This window comes from Desulfobaculum senezii (assembly GCF_054657395.1).
This window is the reverse complement of sequence record NZ_BAAHYU010000004.1, coordinates 127,820-154,006: the sequence shown is the minus strand read 5'-3', so window position 1 is coordinate 154,006 and position 26,187 is coordinate 127,820. Positions and strand designations below refer to the sequence as shown.

Here is a 26,187-nt window from a genome sequence, read left to right as displayed (position 1 = left end):
TACATGGCTGTAACGTGTGGCGTTTTTGTAATATTGGCCTCTGAGTTGTGGTGGGGTTGAGGGGAGTCAGAAACCATATGAAGGACAGGGGGCGCGGTGAGGTTGTCCGTATTGCATATGGCTCGTGTCTGTGGCGCTGCTTTGTGTGTGGTTTTGGTGCTTTGTGGATGCCGCCAGGAATTGCCGCAGAGTATACTGCAGAATGGGTCCTTTGAGCAGGGGCTGGAAGGGTGGACCCTTCAGCGTGGGGTCTCGCCGAAGTTCTCGCGGTTTCACCCCGACGACTCGGCGGGCGTCACTTCCCGCCCCATAGCGTTCCGTTTGCGCCCACGCTTCTACGACCGTCCCATCACCTTTGGCTACCGTCTTGACCAGATGGACGGGAATCTCGCCAAGTTGACTTGTCGGTTTAAAATTCTCACCAAGGACGACCGGAACGTTATTGTCTCGTACGTCCTGTACGGCGCGGGCGACTATTGGGCCAACGAAAATACCTACGCCCACGACCATCTGTTTATAACCCATGTGACGAATGGGACGCTCCATGAAGACCGTGAACTGCGCGTTGAGAGCCTGACGCAGGTGATTGAAACGTTTTTGGAGGAGCATCCGGAGATTGATTTCACCTTCACAGGCATCAAGAACGCCACGTGCAGCATAGAGATTTGGTCCGAACGCGGCGAGGAGCCGCTCCGCGCGGTGCTGACGGGCCTGAAGCGGTATATGGGGCCTGTGTGGCGTGAGGTTGCCAGCAAGGTCATGGATACCAGCGTCATCACCATGGATGCGATGGCCTCCCCGGAGGATCCGCTCATCAAGCGTTTCATCTACAAACCCTCGGATGGAGAGCGGTGCTACAACGCGCATATTTTGACGGCGCGGTGCTTTCAAAACGTGCAGACCACCCCGGGGCAGCGGTACCTGTTGGTTTTCGATACCAAGAACCTGCTGGGGACAACCGGGCCGTATGTTGAAGTGCGCGGCGAGGACGAACGCCGCATTGCCCACCGCAAGGTGACCCTCGCCATTGCGCAGAACGACTGGGTGCGGACGGGGCTGGTCTTCACCAGTCCCGGCGGGGCGGTGAGCGTGGGAATGCCCAATACGCGCGCCTTTAAGCATCAGTATGTGTACGCCAATTTCTTTGACAATATGGCGCTGTATCCGGTGACAGACGACACGCTTCCTCTACTGCTTGAGCGCGAGGGCCTCCAGATGCAGGAGAGCGGCGCGGTCACGGAGCGTCCTCTGTTGATGGACGAGGTGTACACCGCCGAGGAGAGGCGCACCATGCAGGAGGAAGCCGCCTCCCTTGGTGTGCCCGTCTACGCCATCACCGTGGACCTGCCAGAGCTGTGGCGGCCCGAAAACATCCTCGAATGGCGTGGTGACGCCGCGTACAAGATGCTCCCCGGCTACCGGAATATGCAGCCTGCAAAGCTGTCCGTTGGTGGCTCCGCGCCTGTGGACATCCGCATGAAGACGCGCGGGTTTGGCGTGGGGCATCATTTTGCGCGCACCAAGTCGTGGCGTATCAACTTTGCCAAGCGCCACCGGGTGGACCTTATCCGCCCAGTGTGCCGCTCCTTTATCGGCGAGGCGTGGGCGCAGCGCATTGCCGAGAGCATGGGGCTGACTCCTCTCCAAAATGATTTTGTCTACCTCATCATCAACGGCAGGCCGCAGGGGTTGATGTGGCGCATTGACAGGTCCAGCAAAAGTCTGGAGCTGGCGGGCAAACCCGATGGCAGCGTTTCGGACCTGACGGCAAGCCTGAGCAAAGACCCGAAAGCGGAGCTGACCTACGTGGGCGAGCCGTTTCCGTTGGAAGAGGTTGTGTCCGTGGATATCAAGCCCTCCAAATCCTTCCGCAAGCGCTATCCCACGGAGCATATCGTGGGCGCGTTCAGCCAGATGCTGGAGGCGGATGACTACGGCGCCTTCTCGCAGTATTTCGAGCCGGACAATATCATCGACCTCGACGTCCTCTCCAACATTCTGTCCAGTTGCCATATCGACTGGATGCACAACGACGTCCTGTTCTGGAACACGGCGTGTGGGCGGTTCGAGATGCTCCCCTATGACGTGCGCATCCAGAATATTGCCCATTCCCGCATGTTCATCCGGCACAACCCGTTTATGGATTTTGTGTGCCTGCGGCCTGAAAATTACGCCGTCAAGACGCGCCGGATTTGGGAGCGCGTCTCGTCGGAAGCCTTTGTGCAGCGCTCCCTTGCCACGCTGGATACGCTGTACCAGCAGACGGAACGTGCCCATAAGTCGTCCGTAACGTACGGCTACCATGGCCGCATGTTCCAAAAGCAAGGCAAGCTTGCATCGACCTATGCGACCCAGCGGAACCGCTTTGCGGGCCGGGTGCAATGGCTCAGGCGCTTCACCCAGCGCACCGATGCCTACCGGGCCACGTGGCAACGGCTCTCCGGAGGTCCGCCGTGGCGTTATCTGCTGGTTGTGGAGCCGCGTGGGGCGTTGGAGCTTCCCACGTTTTCGCGCGTGAACCTGTACTATCAGGATGCGCTGTTGCTGGCCGAGGATGCCGCCATGAGCCCCGCGCGCGTTGAGGAGATTGGCCTTGCCGGGGACGTCCCCTTCACCGTGCGCGACGCGGCGACAGGGGCGGCGGTTACAGGCGGACAAGGGGGCCCTTCGCGTCCTGATACGTTGCTTCTGCCGGATTTCTACAGGCAGTTTGCCAGCGTGGTGATGTGGCGTTTCCAGTACGAGGCGATGATCCGCGCCATCACCACGCCGCAGGATGTCGACTTTGTGGCCGATTGCTACACGCGGAAGAAATTCTCGTATTATCCGCGTCCGGTGACTTTCCTCTATGTCCTCAAGGATGGCGTGCGGAAGGATGCGAGCCGCTACAGACGCCTAATGCGCGTTTTGGAGCGCTACGGCGTGCTTGCGCCGCGCAGGCGCGCGTTTGTCATTGAGGCGGATGCGCCCGTGCGCCGCGCGGACGTTCGCCTTGCCCTGCGTAGTTCCACCACGGGCGAGGCTGTGCCCTGCGCCGTTACGTCCGCCAAGGGGCGTGAACGTGTGCGCGATTTCGCCGTCGAGGTGAATGCGCAGGCTGAGGCGCGGCGCGTCCAGCGGGCGCGGGAGCGGTACCGCATGCCCTTTGCCCAGTATCGGGACATTTTCCGTACAGCGGAATCCTTTGTGGCGCGGCACCCGCAGTTTGTGGCCGGGGCGGATGGTGCTGTGGTGCTCCCCGAAGGCCAGCATACTCTGGAAGGCACCATCGTTGTGCCGCAGGGGGTGACGCTGCGTATTGCCCCCGGCGCAGATGTGCGGATGACGCCCAAGTCGTCCCTTGTGTGTTACGGCCCCGTGCAAGCTCTTGGCACACCGGAAAAGCCCATTGTTGTGGACCGGGCGTTTATGGGGCGGCCGTGGGGATCGTTTGCCGTGTTGCGGACATCCCGCGCGGACTTTGCCCATTGCGTGTTCCGTGGCGGCACCGAGGCGTACGCCAATGGCGCGTACTTTTCAGGCATGGTTGCCGTGCACTACGCGGATGCCAGCTTCTGGCACTGCACCTTTGAAAGCGCCAGCGAGGGGGGCGGCGACGATAGCTTGAACGTGAAGTACGGCCATGCGGTCATTGAGCACTGCACCTTCGCGGAAAACGGCGCGGACGCTGTGGACCTTGACCTTGTCACGCGTGGGTCGCGCGTTGAGGACTGCCGCTTTGTGGCCAATGCCAACGACGGCGTGGATATCTCAGGCTCCCGCGTTGACGTGGCGCGGTGCACCTTTACGGACCATGGCGACAAGAGCGTCAGCGCAGGGGAGCGCTCCACGCTGCGGGTGGTGGACTGCGTGATGCAGCGGAGCGTGCAGGGCATAACGGCCAAGGACCTCAGCCGCGTGCTTGTACGCGGCACCCGCATAGAACAGTGCAAGACCGGTGTCACGGCCTATCAGAAAAAGGCTATCTTCGGCGGCGGAACGGTGGTGCTGAAGCGGTGCGCGTTGTCCGGCAATACCATGGACATTGGCGTGCAGGACTATGAGCAGGATAGGGCGCTTCCGTCCGCCGTCTACGCGGTGGGGACGGACTTTCGCACGCGGGGTAAGAGCATCTCGCAGGTGGTGCGTCTGCCCAAGAAGCAGCTGAGCAAAAAGAAATTCATTCTGGCCCATGCGGAGGGCACCCTTGGGGAGTTTGGCTACCGGTTTGCCACATTGACGGATGCCAAGAACGTTTTTGTCGCGGACTCGGTTGGCGATGTGCCGCACATTGGAGATTTGACCGTCTCTGCAGCAGGGGAGGGCGCGCCATGATTGAACGTATAGAGTACAAGTATTTCGTGGCGCGTTGGAAGTCCGCGTCTCTGCTGAACGATGTGTTTCCGTTTTGCGTGCCGGACCCGCACGCGGCGGAGGACGACTGCACCTATCATGTGGCGTCCGTCTATTTTGATGACATGGAGATGCGGGCCTATCACCAAAAGCTGAGCGGGCAGACGCGCCGGACCAAGGTGCGGGTGCGTTTTTACCCCCGCTGCGAGAACTCGCCGTACTTTTTGGAGTTTAAGCAAAAGGTGGGGGACAGGGTGTACAAGGACAAGGCCAGTGTTGCCCCGGACATGGTCTTTGCCACCAAAACCTGCGCCATGTCGGGCGAAACCCTCAGTGACAATGTGGCCATCCTTGCCCGGTATTCCGGCCTCAAACCCGTTTTGCGCATTGATTACGAGCGCGTCGCCCTGACCTCGCGCACGGACTCGCGCGTGCGCATTACCTTGGACCGCAACGTGCGCTGCGCGCGTGTCACGGGGGATGAAATGCCGGAGCCCCACCGCCCGGTCCTGCCGGATGACGTGGCGGTTCTTGAAATCAAGGCTCCGTCGTACATGCCGTTTTTCGCCACACGCGTGGTGGAGAAATACCGCCTGCAACGCCGCGCCATCAGCAAGTATGGGAGCGCGGTGCAGAACCTTGCCGTCAACAGTTCCTTTGTCTTTTAAGGAGAGGTTATGTTTGAGCAATTGCAGAATCTTGTGCTTGTGCCCGGTGGTGTGACCCTCAGCCAGATTCTGGTGCGCCTTGCGGTGTCGCTGGTGGTTGGGCTGTGCGTGTGCTTCATCTACCGCTACAACTCGCGCTCCATTAGCGTGGAACATCAGTTTGGCTTTACGCTGGTGTCCGTAACGATGGTGGTGGCAACGGTTATGTCGGTTATCGGCTCCAACATCACGTTGTCCCTTGGCCTTATCGGCGCGCTGTCCATCATTCGCTTCCGCGCGGTCATCAAGAATACGGCGGATATGGCGTATTTGTTTTGGGCCATTGCGGAGGGCCTTGCCGTGGGCGCGGAAAACTTCACCGTGGCTGTGGCCAGCACCATTGTCATCGGTCTGGTGATGACTGTTATGACGCATTTTGGCGCGTTTAGCCTCTCCAACCGCAACTTTATCGTCACCTTCACCACGCCTAAGGACGCTCCCGGTTTCGAGGCTTTGCACAGCCGCCTCAGCCAGTACAAGGACCTGCGCCTTGACCTGAAATCGTCGCTCAGCAACTGCAGCAACGGCTCCTGCGAATACACCTTCGAGGCCAAAGGCCGCCGTGCGGGGAGCATTCAGGCCATGGTGGCCGATATGGAAAAGGAGCAGGGCATCAAGAGCATCTCCGTGCTCAGTCCGGAAACGAATCTGTACGTGTAGAGGGGGGAGCGCCGCGCCGGGGCGTTTTGCGGCCCGCGTAGGTGGAGTGCGTACAGAAAAGGAACTGTTGGCAGATGGTGCATTTCCGGAGCATTTCCGGAGCATGTTCGGAACATTTCCGGGGCAAGCTTGGGGCAAGTTCGGGACAAGTCCAGAACATGTTCGGGCCCGCCGCGCTGTGTGCGTGGCGGGCCCGGTTTGCGTTGGGCAGGTGGCGGCGCGGCGCGCTAGGCCGCGTCTTGCTGGCTTTTGAAGCGGTAGAGAAAGTGGAGTTCGCACACATCGTGCCCGGTGCTGCCAAGGGGGCGGGCGAGTTTTTCAAAGCCAAGGGTTTCGTACAGCGCGGTGGCCTCGCCAAGCTGGTGGGTCGTTTCCAGATAGCAGGCATCGTAGCCGTATTCCCGCGCAGAGGACAGGGCAAGCAGGACCATGCGCCGCCCAAGCCCCCGGCCACGGCACTCGGGCAGGAAGTACATTTTTTGAAGCTCGCAGTAGTGGCCTTCGTCGGTGGGGAGGGGGGCAATGCCGCCACAGCCCACAACGCGCCCTTCACGCTCCAGCACCCAGTAGCGGCTGCCGGGGGCGGCGTAGGTGTTGGTCATGCGGTCCACGCTGGGGTCGCCCACGGCGTAGCCGTCCTCGGCGCGCAGGCCGTATTCTTCCGAGACATCGCGGATGATGGCCGCAACGGCGGCGTCGTCTGCTTCCGTGATGGGGCGGAAGGCGAACCCCTCCTGTAGGCGGCGATAGCGCAGCGCTTTGGCGTAGGTTTCAAGGCCCTGCATGACGGCGGCCTGTTCATGCTCGGCCAGAAGCTCCAATGCACCGGAAACCAACTCGTCGGCCTCGGCGTGGACGGCCTCCACGCGGCGCAGTCCCTCTGGCGTGATGGTGAAGTTCTTGGCGCGCTTGTCGCGGGCATCCGGAGCGGACTCCACCAGCCCCTGTTTGGCAAGCGAAGCAAGGGCGCGGCTGGCCCCGGATTTGTCAATGAGCAGCGTGTCGGCCACGGCCTGAACGGAGAGACTGGTGGAGGAGAGTTCGATGAGGGCGTGTGCCTCGGGAACGGTGAGCCCCATCTGGTCCGCGCGGCCTGCGACCAGCTTCCACTCCCGGGCCAAACTGCGCGATGTGCGCCGGAGTCGGCGTGTGAGATGTGATGTCATGATATCTTCCCTATGAAAGTAGTTGCGATGCGCAACCATAAGAAAGGCGCCCCCATATTGTCAAGGTGCATGCTGATTTCTGCGCAAGCAGTTGTATTTATGTGGCTATAGACAGGTCTATTCTGCGAGTATATGTTCTCCGTACTTTGTGCGGCACCGAGCAGAAGGAGGACATATGCAGCTCGACATGCACTACTACGGCACATACGCCTTGGCCTACGCGGCAGGCCTGAATGAAGAAACGGCGCGGAAAATCGCCACGTCGGCGCAGTTTGTGGATGATAATGCGGAGGAGCGCCCGTGCGACTTTGATGACGGCGCGATGCTCCAGCTTCGCGCTACGGCGCACCACTGTGAGCAGATTGAGAACATCAACGCCGACGACCAACGGCAGGTGTGGGTGCCGTTTCACTTTTTGCCCGGCGCGGAGGGGGCAACCTATGAGGAGCGGCTGATGTGCCGCATGAACAGCCCTGTGGTGCAGGAGTTGGTGGCGCATCATCTGGGGCTGCGGGCCGGGCGGTTTTCCTCGGCGCTTATTGGCGTGCTGGCGCATGTTTTTGCGGATACGTATTCCCATTATGGCTTCTGCGGCATCAGTTGCGCGGCCAATAAGGTGGAGCAGGACAGCATCGACTTTCATGGCGGGGGCAGTGGCAAGGAATGCACCTTGGAATCCTTCTGCGAGAAGTATACGACGCGATGCGGTGCCTTTTTTGCGGAGCAGTTGTCCGGCGCGTTGGGGCATGGCGGTGTGGCGACGTACCCGGACCAGCCCTACCTGAGGTGGGAGTTCGATTACGAGCACCGCGGCAAAGGGCCGAAGGAGCGGGACAATCAGAAGACCTTCCTTGAGGCGTGCCGGGCGCTACATGGCATCTTTGTGCGCTATGGGCACGAGCACCCGGAGCTTGCGTCCGGGGCGGTGCACCCCTTCGACGATATTGAGGACGCCGTGAAGGAGGTGCTGCGCCTTGCGGACGAGAAGGAGGCGCGGTGTGACGCGTGGACCACGCAGGCGGCGGACGGCTCGCTGCTTGGCGGGGACCGTTTTGTCATTCCGGCGTACGACCCGGAGCCTTGGAATGAGGGAATCAAGCTCATGGACGACACGCGCGACTCCAGTCAGGTGCTTGATCTTGACGTCTTCCACTTCTATCAAGCCGCGGCCCTGCACCGGTCCTACGTGCTGCGCCAGCTACTGCCGAAGTATGACCTTGTTGTGGCGTAGGCTGTGGACTGCGGCATTGTGCGCCGGGGTGGTGCTTATTCTTGTGGCCGCGGGAGCGGCGCTGGCTGAGGAGTATGGTTCTGCGCCGCGGCAGCCCGGCCAGTACGGTCAGGACCGTCCCGACGAGCGCCGGTTCCGTAACGACGCCCCCCTTGCTCCGTGGAATCAGCCGGGAAAGCGGGACGACGCCCTTGCCCCGTGGAACCAGCTCCCGGACCGCGATGACCCCGTTGCGCCATGGAATACCCCCGGCGCGGGCCAGCACGAGTCCAACTCCTATCTGGAGCGAAACGGCCACGACGACCCGTGGTACAAGTGGAGTGGTGGCTGATTCAACTGCACGCTGGGGAGGCAGGCCCGAGGTGCCAACCTGTACCACCGTAAGCTGTGACCTCCGTTCCCGGATAGAAGGGGGGCCATGTTTTTTTGGGGGGCAGGACGCACCTCGCTTGCCCAAGGCACTAGGCGCAGGGAGAGCCACGGCGGCCGCGCGCCGGCTAGAGCGGGACTCCATCCCTTCACCCCAGCTTTTGACGGCGTAGGGCGTAGACGGCAACGACCGCCTGACGCCACTTTTCGGCACTGAGCAGGCCGGAGCATCATTGATGCTCCGGCCTGCTTGCGTGTGATGAGCCGCAATGGGGCGGGCTATCCGGGCGAAATATGGAAGAAAACAGTTGGGCGCAGAAGGCTCTGCATGGCCTGTGCAATACATGTTGTTTTGCAAGGTGTTAGCGCGCCTTGCTGACGCAGTATGGCTGAATTGTATCGTTTTTTATGTATGATACTTGGAAAAAAGAAATCTATCGTGGTATACATATAGATGGCGAAAAGTGTTGCTTCTTGGCGTTATTACAGGCGGCTTGCGGAGGTGGAATGACGGCGCGTTTCGGTTTTGGCGCGGGATACTGGCGGGGCAGTGTGGGTGGTCCCGTGTGGTGCGCTGTTTTTTGCGCTTGCGCTGCGTGCCTTGCCCTGTGGGGCTGCTACGGCAACCACCTTGGCATGTGGTCCGCCAAAAGCGAAATAGTCATCACGGTAACCATCGCCCCGGACGCCAACGCGAACACCGCCGTGCCCGTGGATTTCATCATGGTCTACTCGGACGAGGTGGGCGGCCAGCTTGCCGGGTTGTCCGCGCGGACGTGGAACCAAAAGAAGGCGCAGTTCTTTCGGGATTTCACCAAGGGCACGGACTACGACATCGTCCACCGCGAGTACGTGCCGGGGACGACGGTGCCGGACGTGACCGTGCCCACCAAGCTGCGCAGTACAATGCTTATCATTTTCGCGGATTATCTGACGGAAGGCGAACACCGCTTCATAAGCAAGACCGCGGCGGACCTGCACTGTGTGTTCCAGCGGAAAGGGTTTGTGGTTCAGCCTGTAAAGACGACCGCACACGAAGCGCAATGACCACGAAAGAGGTGCCTTGTGGGTAATGGCAATGGGATGTTTGACGCTGTGCAGTGGCATGAGGGAATGCTGCTTTCGCCCCAGCACTTTCAGGTGATGGATCGGCGAAACGAGCAGCTGGTGCAGTACCGGATGAGCGCGGGCGCACCCTTTTCGTGGGGCGTGGTGGGGTGCGAGGTGGACTCGCAGCTGCTGCTTGGCGGCGTCTTCCGCGTACGGGCGCTGGAAGCGGTCATGCCGGATGGCCTTGTGGCGCGGTATGACAGCTCCGACCAGCCGCTGGAAATCGACCTCGCCCCGTACGAGGACGGCATGCGCTCCGGCGGCGTGCGGGTGTATCTGACGGTGCCTGCGTCCATGCCCGGGCGCGAGGTGCGCGGCGAAAATGCCCGGTATGAAAGTTACGAAAGTGGCCCTGTGGTGGATGAAAGCACAGGAAACGCCATTCATGTTCCCCTGCTTCGTCCCCGCATCGCCCTCGCCGCAGGGGGCGCGCCGTCCGCGCAGTATGTGTCCCTTCCCCTTGCTGAAGTGGTCTCCAAGCAGGACGGACTAAGTCTGTCGGACTATATGCCGCCCTCGCTTTTGGTGCGCCCGGGGACGTCCGTGTTTGCGCTGAGTGAGCGCATTGTCCGCATCGTCCGCAAAAAGGCCATGATTGTTGGCGACCGCATCACGTCTGCCGGCAGGAAGGATGCCTCGTACCTGTTGGAGTCGCGCCTTGGGCTGGCGGGGCTGCTTTCGTGGCTGCCGCTGGCGGAATCCCTCCTATACAGTGGCGCGGCGCATCCGTTTTCACTCTTTCTTGCCCTGCAGGGCCTTGCCGGGAGTGTGAGCTCCGTTGGCCGCGCCGTGCTCCCGCCCCGTGTGGAATATCACCACGAAGAAGCCTACGCCGCCTTTGCCAAGGTGGTGGGCTACATCGCCCGCGTGCTCGATCGCGGCGTTGCCGAAAGCTATCAGGAACACCGCTTTGCCCTTGATGGCGAAACGTTTTCGCTGGACCTCAGCGGGCTGGATATTGGCGAAGAAATGCTGCTTGGCGTCGTGCCGCGCTCCGGCCAGCGCGCCGAGGATGCGGAGCGCTGGATGCGGCAGGCGATTATCGGCGCCAGCGACGGCTTTGAGCACTTTACGGACCGCCGCGTTTTGGGCGCCACCCGCCGCAAGGTGCAGCGCGAGGGCGAATTTGTTGCGCCAGCGAATACGGCGCTCTTTGCCGTGAATGTCGACCCCGCCACCATCGACCCACAGGGCGTGGTGCAGATTGCCGGAAGCGTGCAGGGCGGGGCTGTGCGTCCGCCCGCAGCCATTGTGCTGTATCAGCCCTGCGCGGCAGACGGGCACTCGTCCCGCCCCAGCGGCGCAGGAAAGCGGCAGAAGACCAAGCGCCCTGAACCCACGGGCGAAGTGTAGGGAACCGGTATGCAAGTGGATTCGCCAATGGAGCAGGTTCGTGAATTTTACCGGGCGCTGGAGAGCGTCATGGATGAGGCCTTCGCGCAGGACGCCGAGGACGCTCCTCGCGCGGCTGCGGAGCACCACGCCCGCCTGCTGGGCATCCTGCAACGGCAATTGGGCGGGCGCGCCGCAAGCGGAGAGCATGAACAGCCCGGCTGCGCAGGCTCCGGCGGTGTGCTGACGCAGTACGCCCTTGCGGCGTTGGCGGATGATCTTTTGCTCTCGCGCGCGTGGGCGGGCCGGGCTTTTTGGAAGACAAACCTGCTGGAGGAGCGCCTGTTTGGCACCCGTGAGTCCGGCGAGCGGATATTCAGTATTGCGGACCGGCTGCTTCAGCGCCGTGACGCCGCGGATGCGCCGTTGATGGAGACCGTGCTCCTTGTGTTGGGGCTGGGCTTCAAGGGGCGCTACGCCGCGCCGGAGGACGCCCCGGCGTTGGCGCAGTACCGCAGGCAGCTGGAGGAGGCCCTTGGCGGCGCGCGGCAGGGCGGCGAGATGCTGTTTGCTGATGCCTACGGCCGCGTGCTGCACCCGGCGCGAACACAGAATTTGCCCTCACTGAGGAGGTGGTGGGCGTGGGTGGCCATGGTGGCCCTGATGCTGGTGGCAGTCTCGCACGGCGTCTGGGTATGGGAGACCGCAACCATGCGGCAGCTTCTGCTTGAAATCGTTGGCTGACGAGGCGGAGACCACGGATGAGCATAGCGCATCTGCTCGATGGCTTCATGTACACCGTGTACAAGTACTCGCACGTCCTGTTTGCCCTCGTGGGCATGCTGACGATGCTGTCTGGTGTGCTGCTCTCCGTGTTTGTTGCCACGCAGAAAAAGCGCAAAAAGGCCAAGGCGGAAGAGGAGGCGGCAGAGGGCGGGGCCGACGGTGAGGCCCCGGCGGCGGGCGAGGGCGATCCCGAGGACGCCGCGAAGGGCGTTAAGGGAGCATTCGGTCAACTGCGCAAGGCCCTTGGCTTTGCCAATATGTCACGCCGCAAGAAGTACAGCGTGCCGTGGGTGCTGCTGCTTGGTGATGAGGGCGCAGGGCAGAGCGACGTGGTGGCCGAGCTGGCGCGCCTTGGCGTGGAGGACGACCAGTGCCACTGCCGCGCCGAGGCGCTGCACTTTGCCGTCCTGCGTGATGGCGTGGTGTTCGCCCCGTCGGCGCGGGCGTTTTTTGCCCATGGCAAGGCCGGGGAGGCGTATGCTTTGGCGCTGCTGCGGGCCTTTCGCGCGGTGCGTCCGCGCCGCCCGTTGGACGCCGTGGTGGTCACCCTTGGCGCGCAGGAACTGTGCGGGCAGGAGCCGGGTACCTTTGAGGCCGAGCGCGCGGCCGAGGCCGCAGGGCACCGCATAGCAGAGCGGTTGGAGCGGATTCAGGACGCCCTTGGTATGAGCCTGCCCGTGTATGTGCTTGTGACGGGGTGCGAGCAGGTGCCGGGGTTCGATGCCTTGCAGCGCGCGGTGGGCGATGAGGCCCTTCGGCAAATGTTCGGCTGGACCAGCCCCAAAACGCCGGACACCGCCTACGCCAAAAGCTGGGAAGACGACATTTGCGGCAGTATTCTCAGCAGTTTGGACAGCGCCACCCAGAGCGTCTTTGCCGCGCCGCAGCCTCCGGACGATGCCGGGCGCATTTTCCGTCTGCGTGAATATTTTGAGGATCTCTTCCCCGCGCTGACCCTGCGCCTGCGGACCATCTTTCAGCCCCGCTCCCAGATGCAGAGCGTGCCCTGTCGGGGCGTGTATTTTTGCGGGCACTACGGCGAAGGGCGAGGACGCCGCACCACCTTTGTGCACGATGTGTTTTCCAAGCAAATCTTTGGCGAGATGGGCCTTGCCTCGCCAGCGGACAGACTGATGGTGGCACGCCGCCGCACTGTGCGCGGCATGCAGGCCGCCGTGGTGGGGATTATGGCGGTGTGGGTGCTGGGGATGGCGGTTGGGCACTACCGGGTATGGAAGGAATCGCGCGACGTTATCACCGTGCAGGAGTCCCTGAAGACCGACTTTGAGCGCTATCAGCTCCTTGGCCGCACTGGTGCCGCCGCGCCGGACATGCACATGACGCCGGAGGAGTTCAAGCAGCGGATGGAGGGCTATATCTCGGGCTTTAACTCCATTGACCCGGAGCTGTTCTTTTCCGTTTTCATTCCGTCTTCGTGGGAGAGCGAACTGCGCGGGCGAATCCTCAGCATGGCGCGCAAGGCCGTCGGCTCGGTCTTGCTCCGTGGCATCCGCGGCGACCTGATGAACAGGGCGGCGCATCTGGGGCTGGCCGAAGGGTTGCCCGTTGCGGAGGGCGATGTGCGCCACCGCGCCCAAAGCCTTGAGGAAAGCCCGGAATACAGGCGCTTTGCCCTGTACGCGGACAAGGTGCTGGAACTGACGGGCCGCTGCCTCATGTTCAACGGCCTCAGCGCCTCCACAAGCGCCAAGGACTTTGCGGAGCTGACGGAATATTCCTTTAACGCGACCATGCCCAAGGACTTTGCCAAGTACGCGCACATCGTCCTTAAGGACTTACCTTACGCCAAGGTGGACCTGACGGCGCAGGCGGCCGCGCTGGAGCAGCAGGAGCAAGCGAATCTGCTTGGCGTGTTTGCCCGGGCGTTTATCCACAACGACGTCCGGCAGGAACTGCGCGGCGTGCAGCGGCTGTTGGATGCGCTGCGAAGCGGCGGGCAGCAGACCGGCGGCAACTCCCTTGATGCATTCATTGCGGCGGTGGATGCGCTGGGGGTGTTTGCCACCTCTCCGCAGTGGGCGTGGATGCAGGGCGATACCTTTACCCCCGGCAAGGGGATTGTGGATAAGCATATGCACGTGCGCCAGCGCCTTGCGGAGTTGTCCGGCCAATCCCTTGACCCGCGCCAAGCGCAGGCCATGGCTGAGGGCAAGTTGGAGGAACTGAGCGGGCGGCTGGTGAGCCTGCGCGATGATGTGCAGGCCATGCGGGATGAGGACCTTGGCCCGCTGTTGACCTTTGACGACGAGGGGCACTTTGCTCCGGCCGCATGGCTGATAGAGCTGCGCGACGTGCTTGCCGATGCGCGCACGCGCGACTTTATGCAGCCTGTGCCCGAAGGCGTGGTGAACGAGGACGTGCCGCCGGAGGACATCGCATGGGACGTCTCTATCCTCAGCCGCGCGGTGAAGCTGCTGGATTCCTACGGCGGCTATGACGCCCAGCTATCAAAGAAATTGCCCAAGCCCTCGGCGCGGCAAGTGGTGACCACCGCCATGAATGAGCGAGTGGCCGAAAATGTCTACCGTCTTGTGGGGCAGGCGCAGGTCTATAGCCCGTATCCGGCGGGGATGACGTCGGGCTGGGAGCATACTTTGGAGTCTGCGGCGGTGAATTTCAGCAAGGCCAGCCCGTACATTTTGCGCGCCGTACAGTCGCTGCGGACCATGGGGCAGGTGGCCCTGGCCGACGCCGTGGGAAGTATCCCAGGTGCGCAGGCCGTGCGCCTTTTGGATATGAGCCGCATGCTGCTGGAGCGCGACGCCCTTTTTGCTCCCCAATCGACCGCGCTGGCGCAGTGGCAGGGCACCACGCCCGTGCTGGCGGGCGTCTATGGACTGACCACCAACGACGAGGCCGTGGCGTATATGACTGCGCGCCTTGGCCGGGTGCGGCATGTGGTGTCCGTCTTTGTGGAGCCGAGCCTGACCTATGTCTATAAACAAGGGCGGCGCGATTTCGCCGGCGATGATGACCTCATCACGTATTGGGAATCCATCGTCGCGGCGCTGGAGGCCTACGACTCCAAGCGTCCCGGCAACAGTGTCGCCAACGTGGAAACCCTCATCATGCAGACCTTTGGCAAGACCACGGCCAAAACCTACGCCACCACCCTCAGCGCTGTGGAGCCGCGCTTTGACGGGCCGGGGTACTTCGAGCGGCGGGGGCGGGCGCTTATCAATACCGTCCGCGCGCGGTGCCTTGAGGCGGACCTGACGACCTTTGCCTCGGGGTACGGCGCGGCGTCGGCCTTTTTTGACGAGCATCTGGCCGGGCACTTCCCCTTTGCCCCGGTGCGCACCGGCGGACCGCAGGCAAGCGTTGAGGACGTGATGGCCTTTTTGAATATGCTCGATGGCGTGGCCGGGGCCATGCCCGCTTCGGCGGCGCGTCTGCACGCCCTTGCGCCGCAAAAGCGTTTCCTTGACGCCGTGGCTGGAGCCGAACCCTTCCTGCGTAGCCTTGTGGCGGGCAAGGACCAGTCCTCCCAGTGCGGCTTGACCGTGGACTTTCGCACCCAGCGCGCCAGCGAGGTCGGCGGGGAGCAGATTGTGGACTGGACCCTCACCGCCGGGGAGCAGTCCGTACATTTTCGCGATGCGGAAACCGGGCTGACATGGGGACCGGGGCAGGCCGTGCAGTTCACCCTTGAGTGGGCGCAGGATTCGGACCGCTTCCCGGTGCTGGCGCAGACCCTGCCGCCCGGCGCGGCGGTGCAGGAGCGCCGCGTGGTGTGGCAGTACACGGACCTGTGGGCGCTGTACGCCTTTGTGCGCGCCAACAGCGCGGCCGCGGGCGATGTGAAGGGCGACGCGCCGCCCCCGCCGGGGACGCTGGTTTTTCCCGTGGCGACCAAGGCGGCAGACTCCGCTGTGCGGCGGTCCGTCGCCAGCGCGCCGGATGGCGAGACGGTGACGGTTTTTATGCGCCTTCATCTGACGCAGGCAGGCGTGGATGAGAAGGGGAAGCCAAAGGTGACGCCCCTTGCATGGCCGACGGACCTGCCAAAGACTATGCCGGAGTTGGACGCCAATAGCGTACGTGATGAGTTGTACAAGGCGCTGTAATCAATGCTGGAACTGAAGCGCAGCCAGCGCTATGACGTGAGTGTATGTGGAGTGCAATATGGATGAAGCCATTTCCGGCGCGCCGGACGCGCCTTTTTCACAAGACCTGTCGGAATGGGGCGCGCGTCTGCTCGCTCCAGTCTCCGAGGACGCCCCGTGCGGGGAAGCCTTGCTGTACGACGTGGTCTACGACCAGATTCGTGAGGCCAGACGCGAGGAGGACCCGGACCTGCCGCAGGGCGTGTGGGAGCGTGAGGTCAAGCGGGCGGACTGGGCCAAGGTCCGCGCCCTGTGCGAGGGCGCGCTCCAGTCGCGGACCAAGGATGTGCAGATTGCCGCATGGCTGACGGAGGCGCGTCTTGCCCTTGATGGCGTAGCGGGGCTGGTGGAGGGGCTGGAGGTTCTCCTTGCCCTTGCCCAGACGTATTGGGACGACATCCATCCCCGCATGGAGGAGGGCGACGTTGATGCCCGCCTTGCGCCGTTTCGGTGGGTGAGTACGGCGCTGGCATTTCGGTTGAAGTTTGTGCGTCTGACGGTGCCCGCGCATGGTGACGGCCGCTCCTATACCTATGCGGAATGGGAGGAGGCCGAGTACTACGAGCGTCTCGCGGCCCGAGGGCGCAAGGCGGCGCGTGCGGTGGACGAAAGCCGCCCCACGCGTGAGGCCATAACCCTGTCCGCCCATGCGACGGACGCGGCCTATCACGCCGCCATGGCATCCGGTTTGGAGCGGGCGGACGGCATTATTCAGGCGCTGGCAACTTTTTTGGACGAGCGGTGCGGCGATGAGGCGCCAAGCTTTGGCGCGCTGCGCGAAGGGGTGATGGCGATTCATGGCCGCGTGCTTTCGTGGCGCGGTGAAGACATTCGACGCGTGGAAAGGGAGGAGGCTGATGTGGCGGAAAAAAGCGAGACTGTGGCCCAGACCGAGGGAGCGCCCGCAAAGCAGACGGCAGGACCAATCAGCAGCAGGGCGGAGGCGTACGCGATGCTCGCCATGGCGGCGGAATATCTGATGCGTACCGAACCGCACAGCCCCACGCCCTACCTTGTGCAGCGGGCCGTGGCGTGGGGGGATATGAGCCTTGGGGAGCTGTACAGCGAAATTCTTGGAGAAGGAGCGGAGCTGGGAGGGATTCTCGCTCTGCTGGGAATACCGAAAAAACAGTCCGAATAGGCGGCATTGGCTACGCGCCCGTGAATGCCCGGCGCATCAATCAGCAAGCGGAGGAGCATGAACATGGCTGAAAGCATTCAGCATAAGCTCGACAGGGTCAGACCGCCGCGCGTCCAGATCACATACGATGTGGAAATAGGCGGCGCCATTGTGATGAAGCAGTTGCCCTACGTGGTGGGCATCATGGCGGACCTCACCGCCAAGCCTGTGGACCCGCTTCCGCCGCTCAAGGAGCGGAAGTTCGTCTACATCGATAGGGACAATATCAACGACGTGCTGAAAAAGAGTGCCCCACATATCGCCTACAACGTGCCCAATACCCTTGGCGGCGATGACGAAACGCTGGGCGTGGACCTCAGCTTTGCCAGTATGGACGACTTTGAGCCTGCGCAGGTCGTAAAGCGCATTCCCAAGCTGAACGAACTGCTGGAGGCGCGCCAGAAGCTGGTGGACCTCTTGGGCAAGCTGGACGGCAATGACGACCTTGCCGCCCTGCTGCACGACACCATTGGCGACGAGGCGAAGCTGAAGGAGCTTTTGGATCTTGCCAGCGCCGACGATGGCGGCGGTGAAGAGGACGCCAAGAAGGATGACAAGGGCAAGGACGACAAGAAGGAAAAGCCTGCGAAGAAGTAGCCCCACGCACCTCAACCCGTGAGGGAGTCAGCTATGAGTCCTGAAAATGATGCCGAGAGAAACCTGCTGGAGCAGTTTCTCTATGACGGAAAGATGGTCAAGGATGAGTCGCAGATACCGAACAGCAAGAGCATCCTCCGCGAGCTGGCCTCGCAGATTCTGGACAAGAAGATGGAGCCTCTTGATGACCCGGCAGCGATGCTGGTGGAGCGCATCTCGCGCATAGACGAGCAGCTTTCCATTCAACTGAATGAAGTCATGCACGCCGAGGACTTTAAACGGTTGGAGTCCACTTGGCGCGGTCTGCACTATTTGGTGATGAACACCGAAACCGGCGAAATGCTTAAACTGCGGGTGCTGAACGCCTCGCGCAAGGAGCTTCAGGCCGACCTCGACAAGGCTGTGGAATTCGACCAGAGCAACCTGTTCAAAAAGGTGTACGAGGAAGAGTACGGCACCTTTGGCGGTGCGCCCTACAGCTGCCTGCTGTATGACTTTGAGTTTGGGCGGCATCCGCAGGACATGGCCTTTTTGGAAAAGCTGTCGCAGGTGGCCGCTGCGGCCCATGCGCCGCTGATGGCCTCAGCCTCGCCCCGGCTGTTCGACATGGAGAGCTTTACCGAGCTGGCTGGCCCGCGCGACCTTGCCAAGCTCTTTGAGAGCAGCGAGCTGATCAAGTGGCGTTCGTTCCGCAGTAGCGAGGATTCACGCTATGTGGCGCTGTGCATGCCGCACGTGCTTCTGCGCTTGCCCTATGGCCCGGACACCCAGCCCGTTGAGGAGTTCCAGTTTGTGGAGGACGTGGATGGGCGCGTGCACGTCAAGTACTTGTGGGGCAATGCGGCGTGGGCCATGGCCCAGCGCATCACCGACGCCTTTGCCAAGTACGGCTGGACAGCGGCCATACGCGGCGTGGAGGGCGGCGGCGTTGTGGAAGGCCTGCCTACCCACACCTTCAAGACCGACGACGGCGACATCGCCGTGAAATGCCCAACGGAAATTGCCATCACGGACCGGCGCGAGAAAGAACTCTCGGATCTTGGGTTCATTCCGCTCATCTACTGCAAGGGCACGGACTATGCCGCCTTCTTTGGCGGGCAGACCACCAACAAGCCCGTGCTCTACAACACAGACGAAGCCAACGCCAACGCGCGGCTGTCCGCTGTGCTTCCGTATCTGCTCAATGCCTCGCGCTTTGCGCATTACATCAAGTCCATCATGCGCGACAAGATTGGCAGCTTTATGACCGCCGACAACGTTTCGGACTATCTGAACACGTGGATATCCAACTACGTCCTGCTCAGCGACGACGCCGGGCAGGAAGTGAAGGCGCGTTACCCCCTGCGCGAGGCACGTGTGGACGTAAAGGACGTTCCCGGCAAGCCCGGCGTCTATACGGCCACCATCTTCCTGCGTCCGCACTTCCAGCTTGAGGAGCTGACGGCCAGCATCCGCCTCGTCGCAGAACTGCCGCCGCCGGCCGCATAATGGCCTGACCGTACAAGGAGTCTCAAATGCAGAATATGTTTATGAAGATCGATGGAATTGACGGTGAGAGCACGGTCAAAGGCTATGAAAAGCAAATCGAGATCTATTCGTTCTCGCACAACTTTTCGCAGCCGACATCACCGCTGCGAAGCTCCGAGGGTGGCGGCACGACGTCGCGCGCGCAGCATGGGGAGTTTTCGGTATCCAAGCGTACCGACCTCTCTACTGCCGACCTCTGCAAGGCGCTGTGGAGCGGTAAGCACATCTCGGAGATTGTGTTCACCGCTTGCCGTATGGATGGGGACGATGTGGTGGCCTATCTGGTGGTGACCATGAACGATGTGGTCATCTCCAACTATAGCATCAGCGGCGGCGGAGACCTGCCCATGGAGACGTTCTCCCTCAACTACGGCAAGATTAAGTACGAGTACAAAAAGCAGAAGGAAGCCGGCGGCGCGGAAGGCACCAAGGCCGGTATGCACGACCTCGAAACCAACCAGATATCCTAATCCGCCATGTCGGCGAAAGGCAGATATCTGGCGCCGCTTCTGGACCGGCTGGTGGACGATGCGTCCGCCGCCGGTCCAGAAACCGTGCCCATGCGCAACGTCAGCGCCGAGACCTACCGCCGCATCATCGTGCGCGATGTGCTGTGGCTGCTTAACACCCGCGCGGCTGGGCGGACGTGGCTGGAAGGTCCCGGCGCGCCGGACGTTATGGACTACGGTTTGCCGGATTCCGGCACCGTGCTGGTGGAGAGCGAAGCGGACATGAAGGCCCTTGCGCGGCGCGTGGGGCAGGCGATTCGCGCGTTTGAGCCGCGTTTGGCGGATGTGCGGGTGCGTGTGGTGAAGTTGCCGCCGCGGTCCTACGTCGTGCCCCTTCGCGGTGGAGCTGCCGGAGAGTTGCCCTTTGCCAACCCCCGCCTTGGGCAAGGGGCGCAGGTGGATTTTTCCGGGCAGGACGCCGCAGGGCGCAGGTTCCGGGGCGGGATGATGATTTCCGCGCGCGTTGTGGGCATGCCCCGGCGTGAGCCGTTGGCCTTTCTGCTGGGCTACGACGCGGGCGACGGCACGCTTGCCGTGATGGAGGTTGACGATGACCAAGGATGATGCGGCCCGGACATACTACCAAAGTGAGCTTGCCTACCTGCGCAAGGCCGGGGTGGAGTTCGCGCGGCGGTATCCACGCATCGCCAGCCGCCTTGAATTGGGGCCGGACATTACGCCGGACCCGTTTGTGGAGCGGCTCATTGAATCCTTTGCGTGGCTGACGGCGCGCATCCGCCGCAATGTGGATGCCCAGTTGCCACAGCTGTCCGGCGCACTCTTGCAGGTGCTGTATCCTGGGCTGGCGTGTCCTTTGCCCTCGCTGAGTGTGGCGGAGTTTGCGCCGGAGGCCAAAAAGGCCGCGAATATGCTGGCCGGGTACGAGGTGCCGCAAGGCCTTGCCCTGCACTGCGACAGCACCGACGGCAAGGCCACCCTGCGCTGGCGGACCTGCTGGCCGCTGCAGGTCTTGCCCATCAAGGTGACGCAGGCGGCGTTTGAGCCGCTGGCGCAGTACAATCTTGGCCGCGCGGGGCAGCAGGCGGGGGCCGTGCTGCGCTTTCGCATCGAGGGGGACGGCGTTCCCCTTGCGTCGTGCGATTTCGATTCCGTCCGGCTGTTCCTGCATGGCGACAGGTACGAGACCTTCCAACTGTATGACCTGCTGCTGGCGGACGCGCTGGATGTGTGCCTGCGCAACCCGGCGGACCCGGTGGAGCGCGCGCCGCTGTCCCTTGGTCCCCGTGCCATTCGGCCTGCGGGACTGGGCGCGGACGAGTTGGCCTTGCCGCGCGCCGCGCAGGGACCGCCCGCCTACCAGATGGTGCAGGAGTATTTTGCTTTTCCGGAACGCTTCCTGTTTGTGGAGGTGGCGGGCCTGTCGCGGCGCGGCGACGCTTCGGCTGTGGACGTGCTGGTCCCCCTCGCCCGTAGGCCGCGCAAGCTGGGCGGGCTGTCGCGGCATATGCTGCGGCCCAACGCCGTGCCCATCGTCAACCTCTTCTCACGCATTGCCGAGCCTATCCGCCTTGATGAAACCCAGAGCGAGTATCGCCTTGTTCCCGATGCCCGCCGCAGCGCCACCACGGAAATCCATTCCATAGAGTCCGTAGCCGCTGTGGAACCGGGGGGCGCGGGAATGGTCCCCATGCATCCGTATTTTAGCCTGTCCCACGCCGCGGCCCAGCAACATGATGAGCCGTTTTGGCTGATGCGCCGTACCCCGGCGGCTGGCGGCGGCGAGGGGACGGACGTGTATCTGTCCTTTGCGGACCTCTCCTTCAATCCGGCGCGTCCGGCGGCCCGGTCCGTGGTGGCGCATGTGCTGTGCACCAATCGTCACAGCGCGGTGGAGGCGCAGGCCGGGACCCTTCTTGCGCGTGATAGCGACCTGCCGGTCAGCGCCGTGCGCCTGCTGACGGCGCCGACACCCCAGCGGAATCCGCCCCTTGGAGGCGAGGTTATGTGGCGTTTGGTGTCGCACTTGGCGCTGAACAAGGTCTCTCTGTCCGGTCCGCAAAGCGTGGAGGCCCTGCAGGAAATTCTGATGCTCTACGCCCCGGACGGCGACGCCGCGGCGGTGCGTCAGGCCCGGGGCATCAAGGCGTTGACCCGCAGGCCGGTGGCGCGGCGTCTGGGGAGCGAGGCGTGGCGAGGTTTTGTGCGGGGGACGGATATTGGCCTGACCCTTGACCCCAGCGCCTTTGCGGGGGGAAGCGCCGTGCTTTTTGCCGGGGTGATGAGCGCGTTCTTTGGACTGTATTGCAATGTGAACACGTTTTCCCAGCTGACGCTGCGCAGTGAGGGGACAAGGGAGGTCTGGCACAGGTGCCCACCACAGTCGGGCAGTCGGCCCATTCTGTAGCAGAACGTTTCCTGCGCGAGCCGTGGCGGTTTGACGTATGGAAGGCCGTGTGGCTGATGCGGGCCATCCACGGCGGAGACGTCTGCGCCGATGACCCGGAGAGCGAGCGGTTTTCCTTTGCCTCGTGCGTGTCTTTTGCCTTTCCCGCCAGCGAGTTGCAGGAGGTGCGCGGCGTGGCGGCGGATGCGCTGGATGCTGTCGCGGATTCCGGGTCGTCTGCGGATGGTGCCTCGCGTTCTGCGGCGGGCTGGGGGCGGGCTCCGGAGATGCCTCGGGCGCTGGGCGCGGTGGAGGTGGCTGGGCGGGGCACAGCAGGTGGCAAGCCTGCCCTTGCAGTGAATTTCCTTGGCCTTGCGGGCGCGGCGGGGCCGCTTCCCGCTCCGTATACGGACGTGGTGCTGGAGCGCGCCGGGGCGCGGGATACCTGTCTGCGCGATTTTTTGGACCTGTTTAATAACCGGCTGGTGGCGCTCTTTTATGCCTCGGTTGGTGCGTACCGGCCCGTGGCGGGGCACGATTGCCACCCGGCGGACAGCCCTATGGCGGGGTTTGTGTTCTCGCTTATGGGCATGGGTACCCCGGGGTTGCGGCAGTCCCCAGCGCCGGATGCGCCGGGAGCCGCCGGCGTGCCCGACGCCGTCCTGCTGCGGCACGCTGCGCTGTATGGGGCGTATCCCAAGTCCGCGGCGGGGCTGGAGCGCGTGGTGGCTGATGCGTTTGGCGTGCCAGCGCGGGTGGAGGAGTTTCGCGGCGCATGGCTGGACATTGAGCCGGAGGACCAGACCCGCCTTGGCGTGGCGGGCGCGAATATTCGGCTTGGGGAAAACGCCGTGCTGGGCACGCGCGTGTGGGAGCAGAGCGCGGGCGTGACGCTGCGCCTTGGGCCGCTGTGCTGGGAGGACTACCGCGCCTTGTTGCCCCAGCCGCCGGGAACGCGGCGGACGGCCCTTGAACAGCTTGTGGCGTTTTATGTGGGCGAGGGCGTGGACGTGCATATCGCCTTGGAGCTTGCCGCCCCAAGCGCCATTGCCCCCAGCCTTGGGTGCATGGGTGATGCGTGGCTTGGGTGGAGTAGTTTTTGCGCAGCGGCGCAGGGCGGTGAGGACCGCGCGCCAAAGGGGCGCCCGCACGGCTGACCGAAAAAGGGAGCGACATGTCGAAAACGGAAGTGGACAACCTGCGGTACGCGGCGGGCCGGTGGATTCGCGAAATGCGTCTTGAGGATCCAACGCGGGAAAAGCGTGATGATCTGCTTGGGGCCATCAACAATTATCTGGCCGCTATTGGTTCTGTGGTGCGGGTGCAGGGCAGTTGGTTTCAGGCATCGGAGCTTTTGGTGAAGGTCGATGGCCGCAGACCGCCGCGCTACGGCGACCTTGTGGCGCCCTTTGTCAGTGGCGACAACGCCCTTGCCCAGAATTTCGCCACGCGTCTTTTGGCGTGGAGCCGGAACAACGGGCCGGAGCTTCGAAACTATACACCCGAGGAACAGTGCCTGCTTGTGGTGGTGGCGCTTGCGGAGGTGTCACGCCTGTATCTGGACGCGCTGTCCCAGTTTGAGGATTGGATGCAGGAGGTGCTGACGGCGGTGAATCCCCGCGCTGTGTGGCTGGACTACAATCAGCAGTTCGTCCCCTCGCTCACCGCAAGGCAGGATGAAGCCATGGAGTGGGGCCCGTAGTCATGAAGGATGCCATCGTGACATTGACCACTCCCTTCGGCGACGGGACGCTGGTGCTGGAAAGCTGTTCCGGACAGGAGGCCCTGTCCGAGCCGTTTGTCTACTCCATTTCGGCCTACAGCGAGGACAACGCGCTGGCCTTTGACACCATCATCGGCAAGGACATCACCGTGGGCGTGGGGCTGCCTGATGGTTCGGCCACGCGCAATATCAATGGCGTGGTGACGCGGTTTTCCATGGGGCAGAGCACGGCGGAGGCCACGCACTATCATATGGAGGTGCGCCCGTGGCTGTGGCTGCTTGGTTTGCAGGCAGACTGCGCGGTGTTTCAGAACATGAGCGTGCCGGACATCGTGAAGCAGGTCTGTAGCGACGCCGGGTTTACGGATGTGGAGGATAAGCTATCCGGCAGTTATTCGGCGCGCGAGTACGTGGTGCAGTACAATGAGACCGCTCTCGCCTTTGTGTCGCGCCTGATGGAGGAGGCGGGGATGTTCTATTTCTTCACCCACACGGCAAACGCCCACACCCTCGTCCTCGCAGACAGCGGCGACGCATTGGAGGAGTGCCCGCAGGCGGCGACGCTGGAGTTTCAGCCCAAGAATACCAGCGTGGTTCCGGCCTCGCAGGTTGCAGATGTGTCGCTGGAGCAGTGCTCCGTTACGGGCACCTTCGCCGTTGGCGACTACAATTTCACAACGCCGGAGACGGACCTTACGGCGTCTGCCCCCGGCGGCAATGCCCGCACCGTGTACGAGTATCCCACCGGCCACACCGTAAAGGACGACGGCGAGAGTCTTGCGGGTATGCGCCTTGACGCGCTGGAGGCTGAGCAGTGTGTGCTGTCTGCGTCCTCGCCTGCATCGGGGCTACATCCCGGCGGAACCATGACCATTGAAGGGCACGACCGAAACGACATCAACGCCAAGTGGCTGGTGACGTCCGTGGCGCTGACGGCGTCCAAAATGCGCTACAGCTCAACCTTCACCGCTATCCCCGCTACGGCGACGTACCGCCCGCGCCGCCGTCACCCCCGGCCGTCCGTTCCCGGTCCGCTGACCGCGCTGGTGGTAGGGAAAGACGGCGAAGAGATTTGGACCGACGAATACGGACGCGTGAAGGTGCAGTTTTACTGGGACCGCGTGGGCGAGAAGAATGAAAAAAGCTCCTGCTGGGTGCGCGTGGCCCAGCCATGGGCGGGCAAGGGCTATGGTGCGGTGTTTTTGCCACGCATCGGGCACGAGGTGGTGGTCAGCTTTATAGACGGCGACCCGGACCGCCCGCTGGTGACGGGGTGCGTGTACAACGCCACGCAGACCCTGCCCTACGACCTGCCCGCCAACGCCACGCGAACGCTCATCAAGACGAATTCCAGCAAGGATGCCGAAGGTTCCAACGAGCTGCGCTTTGAGGATAAGGCGGGCGAGGAGGAGGTCTACATCCACGCCCAAAAGGACATGAACACCGTGGTGGAAAACGCCCGCACAACAACCATTAAAACAGCGGACGACACTGTGAGCCTGGAGCAGGGCAACCGCACCTTCACAGTAGAGCAGGGCACGGAAACGCACAGCGTGAAGGGGACGCGGGATATCACTGTTGAGGGCGATGAAACCCGGAGCAATTCCGCCAATTATGACGCCACGACAGAGGGTGACCACTCCCTGAGTGTGCAGGGCGCGCTGTCCACCTCGTGCGACGGCGCAGAGACCCACACCGCGAACGATACGCGCGACATTACCGTGGGCGGCGCGGAAACCCGCACCAACAACGCGGACTATTCCATCACAACCAGCGGCAACTACACCCTGACGGTGCAGGGCAACCTGACCATAGACGTCACTGGGACCTTTTCCATCAAATCCAGCAGTTCCGGCACCATCGACGGTGGCGGCCAGCTGCAGGTGAAGGGCGGCATGGTGCAGATTAATTGACCCTTGGGGCACGAGCAAGGAGCGCGGCGGTGAGCATTGCAAGCGGGCAGGCCTATGCAGCCAGTGGATACTGGGCACACAGCAGAAGCTTCAGAAGTGGAAGGAAAGTTTGGATAATTATCTTGGGAGCCTCAAGGTCATGTAACCGGCCGCGCTTTGTGTGGTGAAGGGGGCAGTATGTCGCAACTTGTTGTGAGCGGGGCGTTATTGCAGTGCAGTTTTGGTGCGGCTCCATCGTCGCTCACTGTGCTTCCGGCCAAGCGCGTCATGTCCGGAGCGCCTGCTGCGACAATTATGGATTATGCGCCCATGGTGAACATTATGCCTTTTGGGATGTGTTCCTGCCCTGCCAACCCTCTGGTCGCGGCGGCCACCGCTGCCGCCATGGGCGTGCTGACGCCGCAGTCGTGCATTCCGGCCACTGCCGCGCCGTGGATTCCCGGCAGCCCGACGGTGCTCATTGGCGGGGAGCCGGCGCTCAATGATTCCTGCACGCTGATGTGCAGTTATGGCGGCGTGATCAGCATACAGATGGCGGGTCAGATGACAGTTTCCGTTCCGTAAGCACTGTGAG

General features: G+C 62.7%; 20 protein-coding genes. 19 read left to right on the top strand and 1 reads right to left on the bottom strand.

Annotated elements, in window-relative coordinates; genetic code table 11:
* Positions 1-180 precede the first annotated feature (180 nt).
* Genes ACYQ2T_RS15560 through ACYQ2T_RS15550 form a run of 3 tightly spaced genes read left to right on the top strand, consistent with a single transcriptional unit; the run spans position 181 to position 5,699 of the window.
* Entirely contained in the window at positions 181-4,314 is a 4,134-nt protein-coding gene (locus ACYQ2T_RS15560) for a right-handed parallel beta-helix repeat-containing protein (RefSeq protein WP_459901828.1), read from the top strand.
* On the top strand, positions 4,311-5,000 hold the full coding sequence (locus ACYQ2T_RS15555; RefSeq protein ID WP_459901827.1) for a polyphosphate polymerase domain-containing protein: 690 nt from the start codon (positions 4,311-4,313) through the stop codon (positions 4,998-5,000). The genes ACYQ2T_RS15560 and ACYQ2T_RS15555 overlap by 4 nt, the downstream gene beginning before the upstream one ends.
* Before the next feature lie 9 nt (positions 5,001-5,009).
* Positions 5,010-5,699: a DUF4956 domain-containing protein gene (locus tag ACYQ2T_RS15550; RefSeq protein WP_459901826.1), complete on the top strand. Its 690-nt coding sequence runs from the start codon at positions 5,010-5,012 to the stop codon at positions 5,697-5,699.
* A 227-nt stretch (positions 5,700-5,926) separates the two neighbouring features.
* Here the strand turns inward: ACYQ2T_RS15550 and ACYQ2T_RS15545 are convergent, their stop codons facing one another.
* Entirely contained in the window at positions 5,927-6,865 is a 939-nt protein-coding gene (locus tag ACYQ2T_RS15545; protein ID WP_459901825.1) for a bifunctional helix-turn-helix transcriptional regulator/GNAT family N-acetyltransferase, read from the bottom strand.
* Between the two features lie 175 nt (positions 6,866-7,040).
* Here ACYQ2T_RS15545 and ACYQ2T_RS15540 point away from each other — a divergent pair, with 175 nt between their 5' ends.
* From ACYQ2T_RS15540 to ACYQ2T_RS15465, 16 genes are all read left to right on the top strand, one after another.
* Complete coding sequence (locus ACYQ2T_RS15540; protein ID WP_459901824.1) at positions 7,041-8,096, top strand: DUF6765 family protein; 1,056 nt, start codon at positions 7,041-7,043, stop codon at positions 8,094-8,096.
* Positions 8,077-8,427, top strand: coding sequence for a hypothetical protein (locus ACYQ2T_RS15535; protein WP_459901823.1), 351 nt, complete (start codon positions 8,077-8,079; stop codon positions 8,425-8,427). Before ACYQ2T_RS15540 ends, ACYQ2T_RS15535 begins: the two co-directional genes overlap by 20 nt.
* Before the next feature lie 545 nt (positions 8,428-8,972).
* Positions 8,973-9,512 (top strand): hypothetical protein, encoded by a 540-nt coding sequence (locus ACYQ2T_RS15530; RefSeq protein ID WP_459901822.1) that lies wholly within the window; start codon positions 8,973-8,975, stop codon positions 9,510-9,512.
* Positions 9,513-9,530: 18 nt separating this feature from the next.
* On the top strand, positions 9,531-10,928 hold the full coding sequence (gene tssK, locus ACYQ2T_RS15525) for a type VI secretion system baseplate subunit TssK (protein WP_459901821.1): 1,398 nt from the start codon (positions 9,531-9,533) through the stop codon (positions 10,926-10,928).
* Positions 10,929-10,955: 27 nt separating this feature from the next.
* Positions 10,956-11,651 (top strand): DotU family type IV/VI secretion system protein, encoded by a 696-nt coding sequence (locus ACYQ2T_RS15520; protein ID WP_459901820.1) that lies wholly within the window; start codon positions 10,956-10,958, stop codon positions 11,649-11,651.
* A 17-nt stretch (positions 11,652-11,668) separates the two neighbouring features.
* Positions 11,669-15,781 (top strand): type VI secretion system protein, encoded by a 4,113-nt coding sequence (locus ACYQ2T_RS15515; protein WP_459901819.1) that lies wholly within the window; start codon positions 11,669-11,671, stop codon positions 15,779-15,781.
* Between the two features lie 58 nt (positions 15,782-15,839).
* Positions 15,840-16,961, top strand: coding sequence for a type VI secretion system protein TssA (gene tssA / locus ACYQ2T_RS15510; protein WP_459901818.1), 1,122 nt, complete (start codon positions 15,840-15,842; stop codon positions 16,959-16,961).
* 63 nt (positions 16,962-17,024) lie between these two features.
* Positions 17,025-17,597, top strand: a complete 573-nt coding sequence (tssB, locus tag ACYQ2T_RS15505) for a type VI secretion system contractile sheath small subunit (RefSeq protein WP_459901817.1) — start codon at positions 17,025-17,027, stop codon at positions 17,595-17,597.
* A gap of 33 nt (positions 17,598-17,630) precedes the next feature.
* Positions 17,631-19,085 carry a type VI secretion system contractile sheath large subunit gene (gene tssC / locus ACYQ2T_RS15500; protein WP_459901816.1) on the top strand — a complete coding sequence of 485 codons (1,455 nt, stop codon included), beginning with the start codon at positions 17,631-17,633 and terminating at the stop codon, positions 19,083-19,085.
* A 26-nt stretch (positions 19,086-19,111) separates the two neighbouring features.
* Positions 19,112-19,594 (top strand): Hcp family type VI secretion system effector, encoded by a 483-nt coding sequence (locus ACYQ2T_RS15495; protein WP_459901815.1) that lies wholly within the window; start codon positions 19,112-19,114, stop codon positions 19,592-19,594.
* Between the two features lie 6 nt (positions 19,595-19,600).
* Positions 19,601-20,197: a type VI secretion system baseplate subunit TssE gene (gene tssE, locus ACYQ2T_RS15490; RefSeq protein WP_459901814.1), complete on the top strand. Its 597-nt coding sequence runs from the start codon at positions 19,601-19,603 to the stop codon at positions 20,195-20,197.
* Positions 20,184-21,998, top strand: coding sequence for a type VI secretion system baseplate subunit TssF (gene tssF / locus ACYQ2T_RS15485; RefSeq protein WP_459901813.1), 1,815 nt, complete (start codon positions 20,184-20,186; stop codon positions 21,996-21,998). The genes tssE and tssF overlap by 14 nt, the downstream gene beginning before the upstream one ends.
* A complete protein-coding gene (gene tssG, locus ACYQ2T_RS15480; RefSeq protein ID WP_459901812.1) occupies positions 21,962-23,134 on the top strand; it encodes a type VI secretion system baseplate subunit TssG in 1,173 nt (390 codons plus the stop codon). Before tssF ends, tssG begins: the two co-directional genes overlap by 37 nt.
* Before the next feature lie 17 nt (positions 23,135-23,151).
* A complete protein-coding gene (locus ACYQ2T_RS15475) occupies positions 23,152-23,679 on the top strand; it encodes a hypothetical protein (RefSeq protein WP_459901810.1) in 528 nt (175 codons plus the stop codon).
* Positions 23,680-23,696: 17 nt separating this feature from the next.
* Positions 23,697-25,613, top strand: a complete 1,917-nt coding sequence (locus ACYQ2T_RS15470) for a type VI secretion system Vgr family protein (RefSeq protein WP_459901808.1) — start codon at positions 23,697-23,699, stop codon at positions 25,611-25,613.
* 177 nt (positions 25,614-25,790) lie between these two features.
* Positions 25,791-26,177: a DUF4280 domain-containing protein gene (locus ACYQ2T_RS15465; protein ID WP_459901806.1), complete on the top strand. Its 387-nt coding sequence runs from the start codon at positions 25,791-25,793 to the stop codon at positions 26,175-26,177.
* Positions 26,178-26,187: the final 10 nt, after the last annotated feature.